Source organism: Candidatus Saccharibacteria bacterium, assembly GCA_017983775.1.
In the GTDB taxonomy this organism is placed as follows: Bacteria; Patescibacteriota; Saccharimonadia; order JAGOAT01; family JAGOAT01; genus JAGOAT01.
Window position 1 is genome coordinate 1 of record JAGOAT010000001.1, and the last position, 16,112, is coordinate 16,112.

At 40.4% G+C, this 16,112-nt stretch carries 18 protein-coding genes; 9 read left to right on the forward strand and 9 right to left on the reverse strand.

Translation table 11 applies throughout. The features are described from left to right. The coding region (locus KA531_00005) for a hypothetical protein (protein ID MBP6005281.1) at positions 1 to 196 on the forward strand (196 nt) is incomplete at its 5' end. 173 nt (positions 197 to 369) lie between these two features. Here KA531_00005 and KA531_00010 read toward each other — a convergent pair. Further along, positions 370 to 1,104 (reverse strand): endonuclease/exonuclease/phosphatase family protein, encoded by a 735-nt coding sequence (locus tag KA531_00010; GenBank protein MBP6005282.1) that lies wholly within the window; start codon positions 1,102 to 1,104, stop codon positions 370 to 372. A 257-nt stretch (positions 1,105 to 1,361) separates the two neighbouring features. Here KA531_00010 and KA531_00015 point away from each other — a divergent pair, with 257 nt between their 5' ends. Further along, positions 1,362 to 1,862, forward strand: a complete 501-nt coding sequence (locus KA531_00015) for a hypothetical protein (GenBank protein MBP6005283.1) — start codon at positions 1,362 to 1,364, stop codon at positions 1,860 to 1,862. A 349-nt stretch (positions 1,863 to 2,211) separates the two neighbouring features. Here the strand turns inward: KA531_00015 and KA531_00020 are convergent, their stop codons facing one another. The 4 genes from KA531_00020 to KA531_00035 all read right to left on the reverse strand — a co-directional run bounded on the left by KA531_00020 (position 2,212) and on the right by KA531_00035 (position 4,319). Beyond that, positions 2,212 to 2,358, reverse strand: a complete 147-nt coding sequence (locus tag KA531_00020; protein ID MBP6005284.1) for a hypothetical protein — start codon at positions 2,356 to 2,358, stop codon at positions 2,212 to 2,214. After that, the gene (locus KA531_00025; protein MBP6005285.1) at positions 2,359 to 3,558 is read right to left on the reverse strand and encodes a hypothetical protein; all 1,200 of its coding nucleotides are present in this window, start codon (positions 3,556 to 3,558) and stop codon (positions 2,359 to 2,361) included. A 115-nt stretch (positions 3,559 to 3,673) separates the two neighbouring features. Further along, positions 3,674 to 4,105, reverse strand: coding sequence for a PIN domain-containing protein (locus tag KA531_00030; protein ID MBP6005286.1), 432 nt, complete (start codon positions 4,103 to 4,105; stop codon positions 3,674 to 3,676). Next, positions 4,050 to 4,319 carry an AbrB/MazE/SpoVT family DNA-binding domain-containing protein gene (locus tag KA531_00035; protein ID MBP6005287.1) on the reverse strand — a complete coding sequence of 90 codons (270 nt, stop codon included), beginning with the start codon at positions 4,317 to 4,319 and terminating at the stop codon, positions 4,050 to 4,052. The genes KA531_00030 and KA531_00035 overlap by 56 nt, the downstream gene beginning before the upstream one ends. A 321-nt stretch (positions 4,320 to 4,640) precedes the next feature. Between KA531_00035 and KA531_00040 the strand changes: the two genes are divergently transcribed. Genes KA531_00040 through KA531_00050 form a run of 3 tightly spaced genes read left to right on the forward strand, consistent with a single transcriptional unit; the run spans position 4,641 to position 6,161 of the window. Continuing rightward, positions 4,641 to 5,396 (forward strand): prephenate dehydrogenase, encoded by a 756-nt coding sequence (locus KA531_00040; GenBank protein MBP6005288.1) that lies wholly within the window; start codon positions 4,641 to 4,643, stop codon positions 5,394 to 5,396. Further along, a complete protein-coding gene (locus KA531_00045) occupies positions 5,383 to 5,931 on the forward strand; it encodes a GNAT family N-acetyltransferase (protein ID MBP6005289.1) in 549 nt (182 codons plus the stop codon). Before KA531_00040 ends, KA531_00045 begins: the two co-directional genes overlap by 14 nt. Beyond that, the gene (locus KA531_00050; protein MBP6005290.1) at positions 5,931 to 6,161 is read left to right on the forward strand and encodes a hypothetical protein; all 231 of its coding nucleotides are present in this window, start codon (positions 5,931 to 5,933) and stop codon (positions 6,159 to 6,161) included. Before KA531_00045 ends, KA531_00050 begins: the two co-directional genes overlap by 1 nt. Before the next feature lie 185 nt (positions 6,162 to 6,346). On the opposite strand, the gene KA531_00055 is transcribed toward KA531_00050, so the two are convergent. Next, positions 6,347 to 6,940, reverse strand: coding sequence for a DUF4352 domain-containing protein (locus KA531_00055; protein MBP6005291.1), 594 nt, complete (start codon positions 6,938 to 6,940; stop codon positions 6,347 to 6,349). Positions 6,941 to 7,284: 344 nt separating this feature from the next. Here KA531_00055 and KA531_00060 point away from each other — a divergent pair, with 344 nt between their 5' ends. Beyond that, positions 7,285 to 7,848: a DUF308 domain-containing protein gene (locus KA531_00060; GenBank protein ID MBP6005292.1), complete on the forward strand. Its 564-nt coding sequence runs from the start codon at positions 7,285 to 7,287 to the stop codon at positions 7,846 to 7,848. 55 nt (positions 7,849 to 7,903) lie between these two features. On the opposite strand, the gene KA531_00065 is transcribed toward KA531_00060, so the two are convergent. Both KA531_00065 and KA531_00070 read right to left on the reverse strand, forming a co-directional pair. Further along, on the reverse strand, positions 7,904 to 8,245 hold the full coding sequence (locus tag KA531_00065) for a rhodanese-like domain-containing protein (protein MBP6005293.1): 342 nt from the start codon (positions 8,243 to 8,245) through the stop codon (positions 7,904 to 7,906). 32 nt (positions 8,246 to 8,277) lie between these two features. Continuing rightward, a complete protein-coding gene (locus tag KA531_00070; protein MBP6005294.1) occupies positions 8,278 to 10,857 on the reverse strand; it encodes an AAA family ATPase in 2,580 nt (859 codons plus the stop codon). A 174-nt stretch (positions 10,858 to 11,031) separates the two neighbouring features. Here KA531_00070 and KA531_00075 point away from each other — a divergent pair, with 174 nt between their 5' ends. Next, the gene (locus tag KA531_00075; GenBank protein MBP6005295.1) at positions 11,032 to 11,649 is read left to right on the forward strand and encodes a hypothetical protein; all 618 of its coding nucleotides are present in this window, start codon (positions 11,032 to 11,034) and stop codon (positions 11,647 to 11,649) included. 39 nt (positions 11,650 to 11,688) lie between these two features. Here the strand turns inward: KA531_00075 and KA531_00080 are convergent, their stop codons facing one another. Further along, a complete protein-coding gene (locus KA531_00080; protein ID MBP6005296.1) occupies positions 11,689 to 14,571 on the reverse strand; it encodes an ATP-dependent helicase in 2,883 nt (960 codons plus the stop codon). 26 nt (positions 14,572 to 14,597) lie between these two features. On the opposite strand from KA531_00080, the gene KA531_00085 reads away from it, so the two are divergent. Together KA531_00085 and smpB are read left to right on the forward strand one after the other, a co-directional pair. Beyond that, positions 14,598 to 15,563 (forward strand): hypothetical protein, encoded by a 966-nt coding sequence (locus KA531_00085; GenBank protein ID MBP6005297.1) that lies wholly within the window; start codon positions 14,598 to 14,600, stop codon positions 15,561 to 15,563. A 10-nt stretch (positions 15,564 to 15,573) separates the two neighbouring features. Then, positions 15,574 to 15,999: an SsrA-binding protein SmpB gene (smpB, locus tag KA531_00090; protein ID MBP6005298.1), complete on the forward strand. Its 426-nt coding sequence runs from the start codon at positions 15,574 to 15,576 to the stop codon at positions 15,997 to 15,999. Positions 16,000 to 16,112: the final 113 nt, after the last annotated feature.

Sequence of the window (16,112 nt, forward strand, 5' to 3'; positions counted from 1 at the left end):
ATACCCAGCAGTCGGTGATTTATTCCGACCTCACATTACCCTAACCCGTCTTAAGGAACATAATCCAAATGTATTAGAGTTGCTGCAGCAAGACATCACCACTTTTAATGGTGTATTTGATAGGTTAGGGCTTTTTGAGATGGGTGAAAATGGTACTTGCATACGAAAAATAGCAGAGTTTCCATTTTCAAATTAAGGCAAAATATCATTATTGTATAATATGTTAAATAACAGGGGTGGGCGAAAATAACTCTTGCACTTGACAGGCACTATTGTCGCTAAATAAATGACTCTACCCCTGTTAGGGTGTGTCGCTGAATGCACAATGTGCGACACTCGACAATACTCAAACCTGTATTCATGGGAGTACTATTTAAGTTCAAAATCTAAAATCAAAGCATTATGGTCAGAGATTATAGTCTGGTCCATAGTAAATTCTTTAACGTCAATGTTTTGACTAACGAAGATGTAATCGCACACTTCATTTTTATAGGTTAATAGTGAACGTGTGGTTTTTAGTGAATACTCAACGGAAAGGTTTCGTAGAACTGAATCGAATTGCTTAATCGATTCACTCTCAGGTGCAAGATTAAAATCTCCACAAAGTATTACGGCTCCCTCAAGTTGCTTGATGTAATCAATAATCATTGAGGTTTGACGTATGGTTTCTTCGTCACCCAGCTTGTGAGCATCAATGTGGTGCCCATGATGATTAAGAATATGTAGCTTTTTGCCGTTAACCTCTAATGCTACGTGCTGTAATGCCCGTATATTGTAGTCGTCAGCGTCAAAATCAAAGTCTGCCTTATATGAGCCACGTGTAAATATGTTTTCACTCTGTTCGAAGGGCAGTTTAGAATAGATAACGTTTCCAAATGAGAGGTCATTCTTGCCAAATTTTGTTGAATTAAGGGGTGAAAAGAACTGTTGATTAAGTCGAAGGCTTTCACCGATTTTCGAGTATGAGCTGATAATACCACCAGTTTTACCACCGTAATCCACTGCTTCTTGCATACATGCAAAATCTATATCTTGTTGTTCGAGATGCTTTAATAGGACTCGTTCAAGTCGTCCTTGCCATACGTTGAGTGTCATTAGTTTCATGAGGGTTATTATATCATCAATTCAGGGGTGGATAGCCTTTAAAAAACGTAGTTAATCAGCATTCAGTATATTATCTTTTCAGTGGCTGCTCTTGCCGTTGGTATTACTAGTTTGTCTGTAACGTAGCCATCCAAAAGTGCATTAAAAAGTTTGAGAAGATTCTGTAAATGTGCACCATTACAACCCAAATGATACTTTAATAGGGAGCTTTCTAACATTGAGCTTAAAATAGGCTCTTTTTTTGTTAATCTTTATATATGGGAAGTTATAAGAAATATACTAAAAAAGACCAAAAACTAATGGCGACTTGGTCGCTGGATTGTGCTGAGCGAGTATTGCCATTATTTGAAGTAGCCAATCCTGACGATGAAAGGCCTAGAAAAGCAATTGAGGCTGGTAGGGATTGGGTCAGAACAGGTAATTTTAAGATGGCCACTATACGAGCCGCCTCATTAGGTGCACACGCAGCTGCTAAAGATGTAAAACAAAGTAACGATGAGTGTTTTGCGGCACACGCAGCAGGACAAGCCGTTGCAACTGCCCACGTACCACAGCACGCATATGGCGGCTCATATTATGCGCTCAAGGCAATTGCAGCTGCTAACCCTGAAAATGCAAAGGAAGAAGTAGAGCAAGAGCTTCAATGGCAAGAACAGAAACTACCCGAACATCTGAGAAACGAGATTATCAACAGAATTATTGTTGATGATAGTAAGAGCAAATTAAGAATATCGATTGATAAAAGTGAAGGGTTTTAACTATTTAGTGGTCACCAGATAAATTAAATAGTTCGACTAAATGTTTTAGTTTATAGTCATCTTGTGCATCAATTGCGGCTGTTTGGACTAAAAACTGAGAGGGTTTTATTCTTTGCCTCAACAATAATCATATGAGAATGGTTTAACATATCTCTTTGTCGCTTAATCCGGCGATTGAATAACCCTCTCGCCATAGAAATTTGCGAGATCAAAATTAAAGTATATTAGGTGTTACGCCCTGCGAAGTGTTTTGATAGTCTGGGGCTATAAAGGGCAATTTTGAAGCCATAAGGCTATATAGCAACCGGCTTAATACACATATTCCAAAAGTTTTTATTGTAACGCTTTATCACCCCACTCCGGACAACTGCTCGACCCACTGAGCCGAATCAAATGCGATTGCTCTGCGGTGGTTGGTGTATATTTCAATACCCAAATCAGCACTACCTAGCAGCTGACTACACATTGATGAAAGGTTGATTACACCATCAATCATTTATATCCTTGATGGTCTTAGGAAGCGATGGTATTGGGCATTTTTAAATGTATCAATAATAGCTTGTCTGTCCCCATCTGTGAAATCAAACTTAGTAAGTAGATAGGTTAATCCTTCTTCGTTGCCGCCCAAACCAAGGCCATGCGCAAAAGTTATAGCAATTACTAATAATGCTACATACTCTTGGCCTGGAACAAACAACATATCCAAAATATCCCTACGATCCAGCAATCCAATAACTTTACAAAAATCATACCCTAGGAATAAGTCAACTGAGCCCTCTTCTGCTAATCGACTGAAATAATCTTGCTTTGCTCGGAGAATAGTGTCCATAACAGCGTTGCCCCATTCGTAGGTGCCTTCTGGTTTTTTGAATTGTTCGATCATTGATTCCCATAAACCGTCAATTATATGAACCTTAGCCAATATTTCTTCAGCTTTACTGAAATTACTAGCCAGCATAGCGGAAGTTAGCTCCCTATTCGCTTCCAGACGAGCTACACTCTCCCTCCAAGAGTCAGTCGTGATCAGCCCTTTAGCTCGAGCAGCAGTTTCGGGGTCACTTTCTCCCAGAACAACTATGATGTCGAATAGTGCCTCGTTGATCCAGTATGGAGGGGCATCTGTAACTTCGCCTTTTATTTTTAGCTTCCGACTGTAAGACTCGACTAATTCAATAATAGGTAAGGCAAACTCAGTAATCGCACTGGTGTATAGGTGATCATAGCCTCTACCCATACAACATAGTACTTCCTTGAGATCAAGATAAGCACCTCTTTTAAGTTTACCTTTCTCTTTAATCAGGGACCTAAAATGCATTAGTGCAATCTCAAAACACTTGCCCATTAATTCATCTTGTTGCGGCTCTGCAAAGTAAACTTTAGCGTATTCGAAAATCGTAAGGGCTACTCTTCTGTTAGGGAAGTTGCTGGCCTCCCAGGCTAAAACCTTAAACCCTAGACTTTGCTCGTCTGTGTCTTCTGAGTCAAACAGTGGCTCTATAGCTACGCGCATCAGGTCCAAAGATACGCGCATCAGGTCCAAGGCATCTATCCCTAAAGCTTTTGCCTCACATCGAGCTATAGTTAGAGCTTCTTGTAAGCCTTTCTCGCTTAAGGTATCCCTTAGTAATTTGTTAAAGGCCTGAGTCTTATCTCCACTACCCTCATGAGAATGGCTGGTATCTAGGTCACCTGTCATAAACAATCCTTCGTATTTATTATGATATTACCCTAGCATAACCCCTATTGCAAGCATAAGGATTAATAGTCTACTAGTAGTGAGGGATTACTGATGCAATATAGGAACAAGCCTACTAAATCCTGACAACATTTTCCCCACCCTGATTGGCCAATCGTTTGTCAAATGTCGCCAACTGATTGTTACCGGTAGTGGCCTCTGTCGCTACATAACAATCTACTATAGATAAAGCAGCATGATCACGATATAAACTAATCACTTCAGGTAGAAAATCTCGGTTTGTAGCCAAATTTGGGAAATTAAAAAAATCACCGACAAGTCTCGCAATGTCTTGTCTAGGTATTTGAAATATTTTTTCTAAGACATAGATAGCCTCGATTATCACTACCTCGGTCACATAGACTTGATTATTCAAGATTAGATTTTCTACCTTTTTGGCTTGTTCGGGCAAGTCATTAAGTAGGAACCTTAATACCAAATTGGTGTCCAGGCTAATCATTGATATCATCAACCCAAGAATCACCCCTGGCTTTATTGAGAGCTTCATCCGATAAACCTTTAAGACAAGCTGGGATATTCTTCGTGATACGAGATCTTGTTTTTGCAAAAGACTTGATATCAGTCCCAGCGTTTAGAATGATATTGTTATTCTCATCAAGAGCTAGGGTTAGTTTTTGACCAGATTTGAGGTTTAATGCTTTACGCAGAGGAGAGAGTATAGTAATCGTGCCTTTACTGGTCAAAGTAGTCTTATAATTCATGTATTACATACTAACATGCGTAATACATATCGTCAATTTCTTACGTAATCATCCCCCACTTTGCAACATAAATGGTAGGCGTCCTAAACTGTAGTTACTATTAAATAATTACGAAAGGAGCCTACCATGGCTTATTCTAATAACCCTAGCCTACCTAAAGCTAGAGCAGTTGCTATGCAATTACTCATCAGAGAATAACTTCTACTATTGGGTGGTGCATTTTCAAGGAGTCCTCTTGAAAATGGTTTATTAAAATCTATAAGATATTTTGGATATATACTCAACTTTGAGGCTAGGTAGGCTAGGTGTTAAAATATTCAGATGACTATCACAATCATCGGATATGGGCAATTTGGCAAGTTGCTTGCAAAATTGCTCTCTCCCTATCTAGAAAAGATTTATCTGGTATCCTCCAAGCAACTAACCAATCTACCAAAAGGTTGCCAGCAAATGAGCCTTGAACAAGCAGTCAACAAATCCCAGCTCATCATTCCCTCTATTCCAATGCAAAACTTTGATCTAATGCTAGAAAAGATTGCTCCATTACTCCAGCCTGACACCATTATAGTAGACGTTAGTTCAGTCAAGGTCTATCCGATAGAGCAAATGCAACGATTATTACCCTCAAATGTATCAATCCTCGCTACCCATCCCCTGTTTGGCCCAATCAGCATCAATGAACAAGGATTGGTAGGCCAACAAATTGTCCTCTGCCCTACTCGGATCAATTTACCTCAATACCAAATGATCAAAGATTTTCTAACCCAAAAGCTAGGTCTGGTAACAATCGAAATGTCCCCAGCTGAGCATGACCAAGAAATGGCCTGGATCCATGGTCTAAGCTTTTTTGTTGGCAGAGGTTTGACTCAAATGAGCTTGCCAAAACTCAAATTAAACACGGGATACTTCAAGAAATTAATTGAGCTGTCAGAGACAGAAAAAACTCATAGCTGGGAACTTTTTGAAACTGTCCAAATCTTCAATCCGTATGCCAAAAAAGTTCGTCAAGATTTCCTCGACATACTATCCAAGCTCAACCAGCACGTATTAAAAAGCGAGAAAAATGACAGAGATTAGTAATTCAATCTATATTGATACCCAGTTACAGCTCAGAGCCCTGAATCCCGATGATTCTCCTGCCCTATTTGCCCTAATAGATACCAATCGAGAATATCTAGCCCGGTTTCTTCCCTGGGTAGAGGACACTCTTTCTATCAATGACTCTCTAGGATTTATTAATAAATCATTTGAAAACTACGCTAATAATATAGAATACAACTTCGGGATATTTTACCAGGATAGGTTGGTCGGCATGATATCTATCAGAACAGCCAATCATCTCGGGGCACCCCTAGAGATTGGCTACTGGATAGCTGAAGCATACTCCGGCAAAGGTATTACCACTCAAGCTACTGATGCGATTACCAAATATGGCTTTGACCAATTAGGCCTCAGTCAAATCTCAATATTCGCCCAAATAGACAATCCTGCCAGCAATAAGATTGCTAAGAAGATTGACTACCAACTGATCGACAGTAAGACAAAAATAGATGGCAAAATTATAAATCATTGGATAAAGTATCCACCTCCTGACCAAATCAATCCAAAATAATGAGACGTAAATACCAATCCCACCGAAGAAACTACTTCAAGCCTTCAGATAGAGCTATCAAGAGGTCTCAGACTGCCAAATATTTGTCCGATCGCAAGAGAAAACTCCATCTAGCAGATCAAGTGGTAACGATTACCCTTGCTATTCTTGCCATATTGATTATTCAGTTCTTGTCATACAAAATGCTTAGTCCTACAGAAAGACTGTTGATCCGACTACTGGGAAGGTAAGCTATTCTAAAGTGATAATATAAATATTGTCTCAAATATCACCCTCCATGAACTCAAAGAACTTGCCCGAAATATATTCGGCGTATTAGTAAAAGCTGACATTGATATCGCGCAAGAAATTGTAATACTAGATATGCTCATACACTACGATGGTGAGCAAGACCTAGTGAGGCAGGGAGTCAAACCTATTTAACTTGTACAATAGCCCGATCGGATCTAGCAGAGTTAGGTTTCCAGATCATATACTGATGACCTTCCTCGATTGGTACCTCAAAAACTACTTGACCACTTGCAGTACCTCCACTGACAAGGTCTCCATAACCTAAAGCATTGTCAGCAAGTAATGATTTATCATCTAATACTTGCCCCTGAGCGGTCTGGATACGAAAGTTAGCCTGACTATAAGACACAACCTTATCACTAGTATTTTCTAATACTACATCAGCAACAACATAGGTCTTGCCATCACTAGTTGTAAAGAATTGATCGAGACTTGTAGTATAGTTAACCTTACTTACAGTCATCTTCACCCCATCAACTGTCCCAGCCTCACCAACTATTATCTCTACATCTTTTTCTTGCTTATCTACCCTATCCGCAAATCGATACTCTTTCGTCTGACTAGAGCTTTCAGATGAGCTATTTGATTGACCACCATTACTATTGTTTGACTTACTTCCCCCTGAGCTACCTATTATTGCCAAAACTACTAGCACAACGATTACCGTTAGTACTTTATGTCGAGCAAACCAGCTCTTTTTCTTATTTGATTCAGCCATTTTATGACCTCCTATTAGTTAGTTTATTAATCGGAGGCGATAACCAAAAAGGACAGCCTCGCTATGTTGTCTAGACTAATAGAAGAGATTGAACCCTACTATTTGCGTGGCTGCCCATTTCTTAGTTCAATCCACGCAAGAGGCGTTTTCTTCTATTAATCTAGACTCAATCATCTTACCATCTAGTTCAAATAATCTCAAAATCTTACAAATTTGAAGGTTATAAATCAGGTATCTTTATTGAAAAATTCAATACACCTATTACCCTTGACATCGGGAGTATAATAAGGTTAAGAGATAAATAAAGATAGAATATTACTAACTAATATGATAGGAGGGATGCTATGGCAAAGAATATTGCTGAGCAAGCTGGCTATGATCTGAGTGGGATCTTGATGGCCAGAGGAGTATTTACAATTATTTTTGGGGTTATTGCCCTAGTCTGGCCAGGTATGACCTTGGTCACTCTAGCAATAATCACTGCAATCTGGCTGTTTGTCAGCGGTATTACTGGCGCATTATCCAGTATATTCATGCGAGACAATCACCAATACTGGTTCCTGAGACTAATCCTCTCACTAATCCAGTTTGGAGTAGGGGCATATCTGGTGCAACGACCTGGAATATCCATCCTAACCTTTATGCTAGCGATTGGACTGAGTTTCATCGTCGAAGGTGTGATCGAACTAGCCATCTCCTTCACAGATTCAGGCATGGATGGTGGTAGTAGAATGTTAGGAGTACTACTTGGTCTACTAACAATGGCTGGAGGAATCATGGTCTGGAGATATCCAGATACTGGTTCACTAGCTTTCATTTGGGTTCTCGGTCTAGTAGCTCTAGTCGGTGGTACTGCCACCCTCTGGAAAGCTATCGATATGCGTCGAGATCTCAAAAAAGACGAATAATTCACTAAGGCTTTATTCACTCCACTCAAAAACCCGGCTTATAGAGTCGGGTTTTTTATTGAATAACTGCCCCACCTGCAGACTGCAAATCATCAATTCCACCAAGATTTACGACATCAGTATATCCTTCACGCTCTAGGATCTTTTTAGCAATCCCTGCCCTGCCCCCACTCCGGCAGTAGAGATAGGTCTTCTGATTTTTGGCTAGCCTGGGCAAGTCCCCATTAGTCAATCTGGCTAAATCCCAATTGATTGCTCCCGTAACATAGCCAGTCCTGAACTCTTCAGGAGTCCTGACATCGATCAATGTCACCTGGCCTTGCCTAGCCTCCTCAACTGCTTGCTTAATCTTGGCTAAATTACTATCTTTATTGGCCAAAAACCACGTATCTGGCATTCTACGATAAATAATCCATATTAAGCCAAATATTAGATAGACTGAAACTTAAATTGTCCCGACTGATACTCGATGCCAATCCTGTCCCCTTCTTTAATCTGACCATCAATAATCTCGAGAGCTAAGAGATCTAGAATTTCGGACTGAATTAGCCGCTTGAGTGGTCTAGCCCCAAAGGCTGGATCATATCCAGCAATAGCTAGTTGTTGCTGAACGCTACCATCAAACTCCAGATGAATATCTCTAGCTTCAGCGATTTGCTTAGCAACTTTGTCTAGCTGAACTTTGACAATCTCAGTCATATGCTTCTTGTCTATCCGCTCAAAGATCACGATATCATCAAGTCGATTAAGGAACTCTGGCCTAAATTGTCGTTTGGCAATATCAATCACCGCTTCACGCATTTTTTCAAAATCCTTGCCATCCCAATCCTGGATATAACTTGAACCAAGGTTGCTGGTCATGATGATAATCGTATTGGTAAAATTGACCACCCTACCCTGTCCATCGGTTAACCTTCCGTCATCTAATACTTGCAATAAGATATTGAAAATATCTGGACTAGCTTTCTCGATCTCATCAAAAAGAATAATCTGATATGGTCTCCTGCGAACTGCCTCTGTCAACTGCCCACCTTGCTCATAGCCAACATATCCAGGAGGTGAACCAATCAGTCTAGCTACCGAGTGAGACTCCATGTATTCACTCATATCGATCCGAATCATCGCTCGATCATCATCAAAAAGTTCACTAGCTAGAGCCTTGGCTAGCTCTGTCTTACCCACACCAGTCGGTCCCATGAAGAGAAATGAACCTATTGGGCGATTCTGATCACCAATACCTGCTCTAGACCTTCTAACGGCACTAGAAACAGCCTTGACTGCCAACTCTTGACCTATCACACGCTTGGCAATCACCGATTCTAGATTGACCAGCTTATCAGATTCACTCTGAAGTAGCTTATTGACTGGTATACCTGTCCAACGCGCCACAACTTTGGCAATATCTTCACCTGTAACCTCATCCCTCAATAAGCGTTGGCTATCAGGTATCTGGGCTAGCTGAGACTGAAGCTGCTTGATCTTGTCTTCAGATTTTGGGATCTTATCAAATCGGATCTCACTCGCTCCGGCCAGATCTCCTCCCCTTTCGGCTCGTTCTTCATCGACCCTTAACCCCTCAATCTCTTCGGATATCTGATTGATCTGATCGATCAAGTCCTTTTCCTTCCTCCAGTGCCCTTCAAGTACTTTACTCTTCTCTCCTAGATCAGCTATCTCTTGATTAATCTCAGATAAGCGAGCCTTGGCACTGGCTGATTTGTCCTTTTTGACTGAAGCTTTCTCAATGCTGAGCTGAGTAATCTTGCGCTTTTGTCGATCGAGTTCGGTAGGCATCGAATCAATCTCAATCTTGATACTACTCGTAGCTTCATCTATGAGATCAATGGCCTTGTCGGGCAAGAATCTATCCGGTATATACCTTGCAGATAATGTAGCAGCAGAAACAATTGCATCATCAGTGATTCTGACACCATGATGTACTTCGTACTTATCCTGTATACCTCGCAAAATCGCGATAGTATCTTCCTGGCTTGGCTCCCCAACATATACTGGCTGAAATCGTCTCTCAAGTGCACTGTCTTTCTCTACATACTGACGATACTCGTTGAGGGTTGTGGCACCAATCATATGAAGCTTTCCCCTGGCAAGTAATGGCTTGAGCATATTACCTGCATCTACTGCACCATCAGCCTTACCAGCTCCGACAATAGTATGTAATTCATCGACAAAAAGAATGATCTGACCATCACTCTTCTCGACCTCTTTAAGGACAGCCTTAAGCCTTTCCTCAAATTCTCCACGATATTTTGCTCCGGCAAGTAAGCTAGATATTTCCAGCGAAATTATTCGTTTATCCCTGAGCGAACTTGGCACATCCCCAGAAATAATCCTCTGAGCTAATCCTTCGACAATAGCTGTCTTGCCAACGCCTGGCTCACCCAATAACACTGGATTATTCTTAGACCTACGAGACAGCACTTGCATACATCTTCTGATTTCCTCATCTCGGCCGATTACTGGGTCTAATTGACCAGATCGAGCAAGTTCGGTGATATCTTGACCAAATTTCTCTAGAGTATTAATAGTGCTTTCTGGTGAATCATTTTCCACTTTCTCTCCTCCTCTCAATTTATCTATTAGATCAATTAATTGATCCGGATCTAGCTCTTTCAGTAAATCAATTCTAGCTTGCTTGACTACTCCAACCAAAAGATGCTCTGTCGATAGGTGACTATCTCCCAGCCTATTTCGTATTTGATCTGCTTTGCCCAACAAATCAACCATACTCTGATCTGCTTTCAAATTCATCAGATCGATTGCCTGAGTCAAACTGGGCAATTGTTCAAGCTGGAAAAGCAGGCTGGTACTTAATCCGATTTGATCTACCTCTAGCTGTTCAAGAATCAAGCAAAAAATCGTATCGGTTTGTAGACTCAGAGCCCAGATCAAATGATCAGCACTCAGGCTAGGATTCTTGAGCTCCAAAGCCTTGGAACTCGCTACCTCGAACCCCTCTCGGACTTTCTGTGTCATCATCTCAGGCTTCATATTACTTAGTATTATCCCACCAACCCCTTTTTGCAAGTCTTACCCACTCTCCAGGTGCAAGGTCTGACCTCGTTATCATGTCTTCCAACAGATATGAAAAGTCGAGGTCTGACCTTGTAACAGCAGGATACCTGGCTCTTGACAGGGGTAAAACAAACACCCTAGACTAATAGTATGCCAACTCGAAAACCCAATTCAATTCTACCAAAATTCCTACTGATTTTGAGTGTTGTTCTGATATTGTCGGGCATTGCCTTGACCAAACAAGCTAATCAGATTATTTCTTCACCAGTGGCTCAACAAACCAACACAGCTAATCAACTGACCTCTACTGAATTATTTCAGATCGAATCAGACCTTACTCCCAACCCGCAACAAGCCTTAACTAAACTTAATCAATTCTCAGCAATAATCTATCTACCTAGTGGTACTCAAGAAACTGGATATCAAGAAAATGCCCTGACTCGCAACATTGGCTCAATCAACAACTTCGGCCAGCTCTTCTCCAATCTTCTAAAAGGTCCAAACTATCTTGAGGCCAATCAAGGTATTCTACCGGTATTTGAACTTTCAGGAAAGAGTCCAAATATCGACAACTGCCTGAAACACTATGATTACTACCAAAAAGAAACTGATCAAGAAATCGTTATCAGGTTCTGTCGAGATATTAAAATCATCGACCAAGATCCAGAATATCAAGCTTTAGCCAAAGACCTGATTAAAAAAACTCTTGATCAAAATTATAATAAAGCTTGGCAACTACTCGACAAAAATGGACAACCCCTGCTCTAGTAAGCAGACAAATATCTACCAATCAAAAACCCCTTAGTGTCAAGCAAAAAACTGATCAAACTTGACAGAGCTTCTACCAGAAGCTCGAAAATCCCTCTTGGCTATACCGTCAGCAACCTGACTAATTAACTCCAGGGTCTTATCATGATCGATATTATTAGTAGATGTCAGAATATTATGCTCAACAAATTCTAGGCTCAACCTATCTACCTGTTCTTGCATCTCCATCATCCAAGCCAAAGCATAAATTGGCAATTGGATATTCTCCTTAAGCCGCTTATCCGCCTTCTTCTGATCATCCAGATTGCTAGTCTTATAATCCCGAATCTCTACTAGCCCTTGCTGATGGTAGATAGCATCAATTCTTAGATTGATTATTACCTTCTGATCTGTCAAAACAATCCTCAATGGCTTTTCAACAATATCTGGAAATATCCCCTTAGCCTCAGATAAATCATAATAACGAATAATAGTCTTCTCTGCCTGCTTGAGCCTACCCTTGATATGTGAATAATTAAAGAATCCATCCAGCTTCCAGTTGTCTCTTACCACCTGAATTAGCTGGTCTCTGCTGATAACTTGACCCGAGATCTTAGCCCTATTATAGACTTCAATCGCTGCATGAATAGCCGTACCATAAACCAAAGAATGATGAGGATTTCTTGGTAATCCAATAACATTCCAATACCAAAATTCCTGAGGACACCTCAAATATTCCTCAATCATATGCGGGGTTAATACTAAATAACCATCCGGGTTATAAAGCCTACTGGCCAAATCTTGATCTGTCTTTGGGCTAGTTTGACTAGGATTAATAATCTTCGCCAGATGACTCTGCCATCCAGCTTCCGACTTAGATTCAATCATTTGATCGAAAAACTCACTCAAAAATTGAGATGGTTTGCGCGCTCGTTTACCACCATGATCCTTGGAGAAGCTTAGCCAAATGCGCTGTCTTGCGCGAGTTGTAGCTACATAAGCCAACCTTCGCTCTTCAGCAATATGCCTCTCGCGTGACTTCAGATGGTAACCCTTGATCAACCCAGAGGGCAGTTCTATCTGATTTTGACGATTTGTACTAGGAAAAGTATTTTGAGATAAATCATAGACAAAAACATAGTCAAACTCTGTACCCTTAGCATTATGAATGGTCATGATCTGAATCTTTGATGAATCAACTAGCTCTTCAGCCTGATAACTTCCCCCGCTCAAACTAGCCTGCTCCAAAAAATACCAGAAATCATAGACTCTAGCAGTGTCTTCTATCTCAGAAAATTCTCTAATCAAATCAAAAATTTTACTGATATTTTGGATTTTTCTGGCTGAATCCTGATCGATATCGGCTAGATTGATCAGACCTTGAAGATAGCCTGACTGATCTAGAAAACTATACAAAACTTTCCCCACTCCTTGACTTCGAGCCATTAATCGATGTTGATTAACTAAATCTAGGATATTATTTAAAATATCAGCAACCTCTTGATCTCGATCTTCCAAGACAAGATAATCCTTGAGTATTTGCTCAATCCCTTGATGTTGACGAACGGACTGTCCAAGTAATTTTACTAAGCTTAGCCAAATATTCCCCCAGATATCTGCAGATAAAAAATTTGCCCAAGCTTGATTGTTATCAGGTTGATTCAGGATAGTCAAAAAATCCAAGAGAAATTTGACCTCTGGTTTAGTTAATAGTTCCTCGGGATGATGAGTATAGTACTCTAGACCTTGCTTATCTAGAGCCACCTCCAAACTCCTAGCCTGACTATGATTGCGAATTAAGATAGCAATCTGTCCAGCTTCAACCTCTGAGCCTTCAAGAACTTGCTTGATCTTGCTAGCCACCAAATCAACCTCTTCGACGGTATTACTTGCTAGTAACAATTCTGGCTCAGCACCAATCTGATGGTTGGCAATCAGTCGCTTATCCAGCCCTAGAATCGACTCTAGTCGATCTGGATTATTATAACTAATCAATCGATGTGAGTAATTTAAAATACTCTGGTTACTTCGATAGTTATCAGTTAATACAATCAATTTATCTTGATCGATTGACTTAGCATAATTCAAGATATTACTCAAATCTGCCCCTCTAAACTGATAGATTGCCTGATCATCATCTCCGACTACCATCAGATTGCCCCGTTCACCAGTAATCAACTCTACCAACCGATCTTGAGCATAATTGGTATCCTGATACTCATCGACCATCATATACTCAAATCGCTTCTGCCATTTATCTCTAATTTCTACATCCTGTTCAATAATCTGAATTGGTAAACTAATCAAATCTGAAAAATCTACTAGCCCCTGCTCTGTCTTATTTTGCTGATAAACTTGATATGCCTCGGCCAATTCTTGCTGCCTACCAGCAAACTCTTGCTCCAACTCAGTATCGACAGGAAGTTGCTTAGCCCAATCTTGATATTGCTCTGGTGATACTAAATAATCTGCCAGTCTTGAAAAATACTGGACTAGTGACTCCAGATATTGCTCTGGCCTATTGAGCGGTGCATAGTATTTAAGACTGAGCTTATCCCAAATAGCACGCAAAAAAATCTTTTGCTGAAAACCGCTAATCAATCTAGGCTCGCGCGCATAACCCATCCTTAGATATTCTTCAGACAGAATCATCTGACCCAAACTATGAAAGGTCATAATATTAGTCCCGACTAATCCCAAGGGTACCAATTTATCTACCCTAATCTCCATCTCCTCGGCTGCTTGATCCGTGAAAGTCAAAGCCAAAATCTTGTCGGGTGCTACTCCTCTATTGGTAATCAAATAGGCTATCCTCCTGGTCACAACCGTAGTTTTGCCAGTACCAGCCCCAGCTACTACCAAGTAGCGACCTTGATCTGCCAAAATTGCCTGTTCCTGAGCTGCATTCAAGCCCTCAAGAAGTGTCTCGATTCTTCTTGCCATTGATTTATAGTATACTATAACCATATATGGCATCACTTGGTATCAATTTAGTCCAGCTTCGTACCCGGCCTCAACAAAGCAAAGGTGTCAATGATTTTATTGTGATCAGCAATACTGATCACTGGTTGATCAACCAGGGTACCGATAATCTAGTAGAAGCCCTGATAGTAGCCGAACTATCTGGCTACAAAGTCACCAAGCCAAACCAAGCTTTCAAAGATACCTTAGAAAAGATTAAACTCAATCTTGATAGACATCTCAGGGGTTTTAACTTCCAAAAAGCCTCCCTCAAGAAACGTTTTTTAGCAGCATTAGAACAAATCAACCAGCAAGTCCCTATTTCAAATGAATATGAATTCAATATCTGCCTTTGCCTAGTCCGTGATCAGCAAGTCTTGATTGCTGAAGCTGGCAATAATCGAATCTTTCATACTAGGGGAGACGAAGTTGCTGAGCTAAGTGAACCTTCTGACCCTGAAGCGATCAAGAAGCTTTTTTATAATCTGACTGAAGGATCTCTAATACTGGGTGACAAGCTAGTTATTACTACCAACAAGCTAATATCCCAGTTTAGTCAAACTAAGCTACTAGAATTATTTGACTCTAGTTCTAGTAGTGAATTAGTCGGGAAGATGGCAGACTATATTAGTACGAAATCCAGTAGTGGAGGAAGCTATGCTGGATTTTGCTTTGATAGTATTGTCCATGCCGACATCACTCCGACCGAAGAAATAGTCCTGGAATACAAGTCAAACCCATTAAGCTCTATCTTTGGAAATTCCAAATCAATTCCTAGCTCGATCAAATCTCTTTCAGTTAGTAGCCTTGAGTTGGCCAAAAGAACTACCACCCATCTAGACCTTAGCAAGTTTCGTGAATTCGCCAATGCTAGCTGGCAAACACTTTGGCAAAAAGTATTCAACCGCTACCCGAGATTAACTATCATTGGCTTAATCATCTTGGTAGTCCTAATAGCTACAAGATTCATCTGATTCACTCTGTATGAAAATCATTGCCAAAAACAAGAGAGGGGTCTATGACTACCAAATTTTGGATAAATGGCAGGCTGGAATTGTCTTAAGAGGGTTTGAGATCAAGGCAATTCGAGCTGGTAAGGTAAATATCTCTACTAGCTACTGCAGTCTAAAAAATCATGAAATCTGGCTGGTTAATGCTACCATAGGACACAACTCTGATTCTGATCAATCAATCATTGCTCGCCACAAGCTACTCCTCAAGCATACTGAAATTGATAAGATTGCAAAATTACTTGAGCAACAAGGTACTAGCCTAATTCCTTTGGCTATAGGGCTAAACCGACATCTTGCAAAGCTTGAAATTGCAATCGGTAAAGGCCTAAAGAAGCACGACAAAAGACAAGTAATCAAAGCCCGCGAGGCTCAGCGAGAGATTTCTCACAAAATCTAGTACTACACAATTTTTGCACAATATCTGTCTAAGAATTTTGAGGTGCTATATCTGTTAATGAACTACTAATGTGTTCTTTATATAAAGTTATCCACAGATTTGTCACTTCGAAG

Bases quoted from the DNA above. Each gene is read 5' to 3' on its own strand.
- KA531_00010 (MBP6005282.1), bottom strand. From the start codon at position 1,104: ATGAAACTAATGACACTCAACGTATGGCAAGGACGACTTGAACGAGTC.
- KA531_00015 (MBP6005283.1), top strand. From the start codon at position 1,362: ATGGGAAGTTATAAGAAATATACTAAAAAAGACCAAAAACTAATGGCG.
- KA531_00020 (MBP6005284.1), bottom strand. From the start codon at position 2,358: ATGATTGATGGTGTAATCAACCTTTCATCAATGTGTAGTCAGCTGCTA.
- KA531_00025 (MBP6005285.1), bottom strand. From the start codon at position 3,558: ATGACAGGTGACCTAGATACCAGCCATTCTCATGAGGGTAGTGGAGAT.
- KA531_00030 (MBP6005286.1), bottom strand. From the start codon at position 4,105: ATGAAGCTCTCAATAAAGCCAGGGGTGATTCTTGGGTTGATGATATCA.
- KA531_00035 (MBP6005287.1), bottom strand. From the start codon at position 4,319: ATGAATTATAAGACTACTTTGACCAGTAAAGGCACGATTACTATACTC.
- KA531_00040 (MBP6005288.1), top strand. From the start codon at position 4,641: ATGACTATCACAATCATCGGATATGGGCAATTTGGCAAGTTGCTTGCA.
- KA531_00045 (MBP6005289.1), top strand. From the start codon at position 5,383: ATGACAGAGATTAGTAATTCAATCTATATTGATACCCAGTTACAGCTC.
- KA531_00050 (MBP6005290.1), top strand. From the start codon at position 5,931: ATGAGACGTAAATACCAATCCCACCGAAGAAACTACTTCAAGCCTTCA.
- KA531_00055 (MBP6005291.1), bottom strand. From the start codon at position 6,940: ATGGCTGAATCAAATAAGAAAAAGAGCTGGTTTGCTCGACATAAAGTA.
- KA531_00060 (MBP6005292.1), top strand. From the start codon at position 7,285: ATGGCAAAGAATATTGCTGAGCAAGCTGGCTATGATCTGAGTGGGATC.
- KA531_00065 (MBP6005293.1), bottom strand. From the start codon at position 8,245: ATGCCAGATACGTGGTTTTTGGCCAATAAAGATAGTAATTTAGCCAAG.
- KA531_00070 (MBP6005294.1), bottom strand. From the start codon at position 10,857: ATGAAGCCTGAGATGATGACACAGAAAGTCCGAGAGGGGTTCGAGGTA.
- KA531_00075 (MBP6005295.1), top strand. From the start codon at position 11,032: ATGCCAACTCGAAAACCCAATTCAATTCTACCAAAATTCCTACTGATT.
- KA531_00080 (MBP6005296.1), bottom strand. From the start codon at position 14,571: ATGGCAAGAAGAATCGAGACACTTCTTGAGGGCTTGAATGCAGCTCAG.
- KA531_00085 (MBP6005297.1), top strand. From the start codon at position 14,598: ATGGCATCACTTGGTATCAATTTAGTCCAGCTTCGTACCCGGCCTCAA.
- smpB (MBP6005298.1), top strand. From the start codon at position 15,574: ATGAAAATCATTGCCAAAAACAAGAGAGGGGTCTATGACTACCAAATT.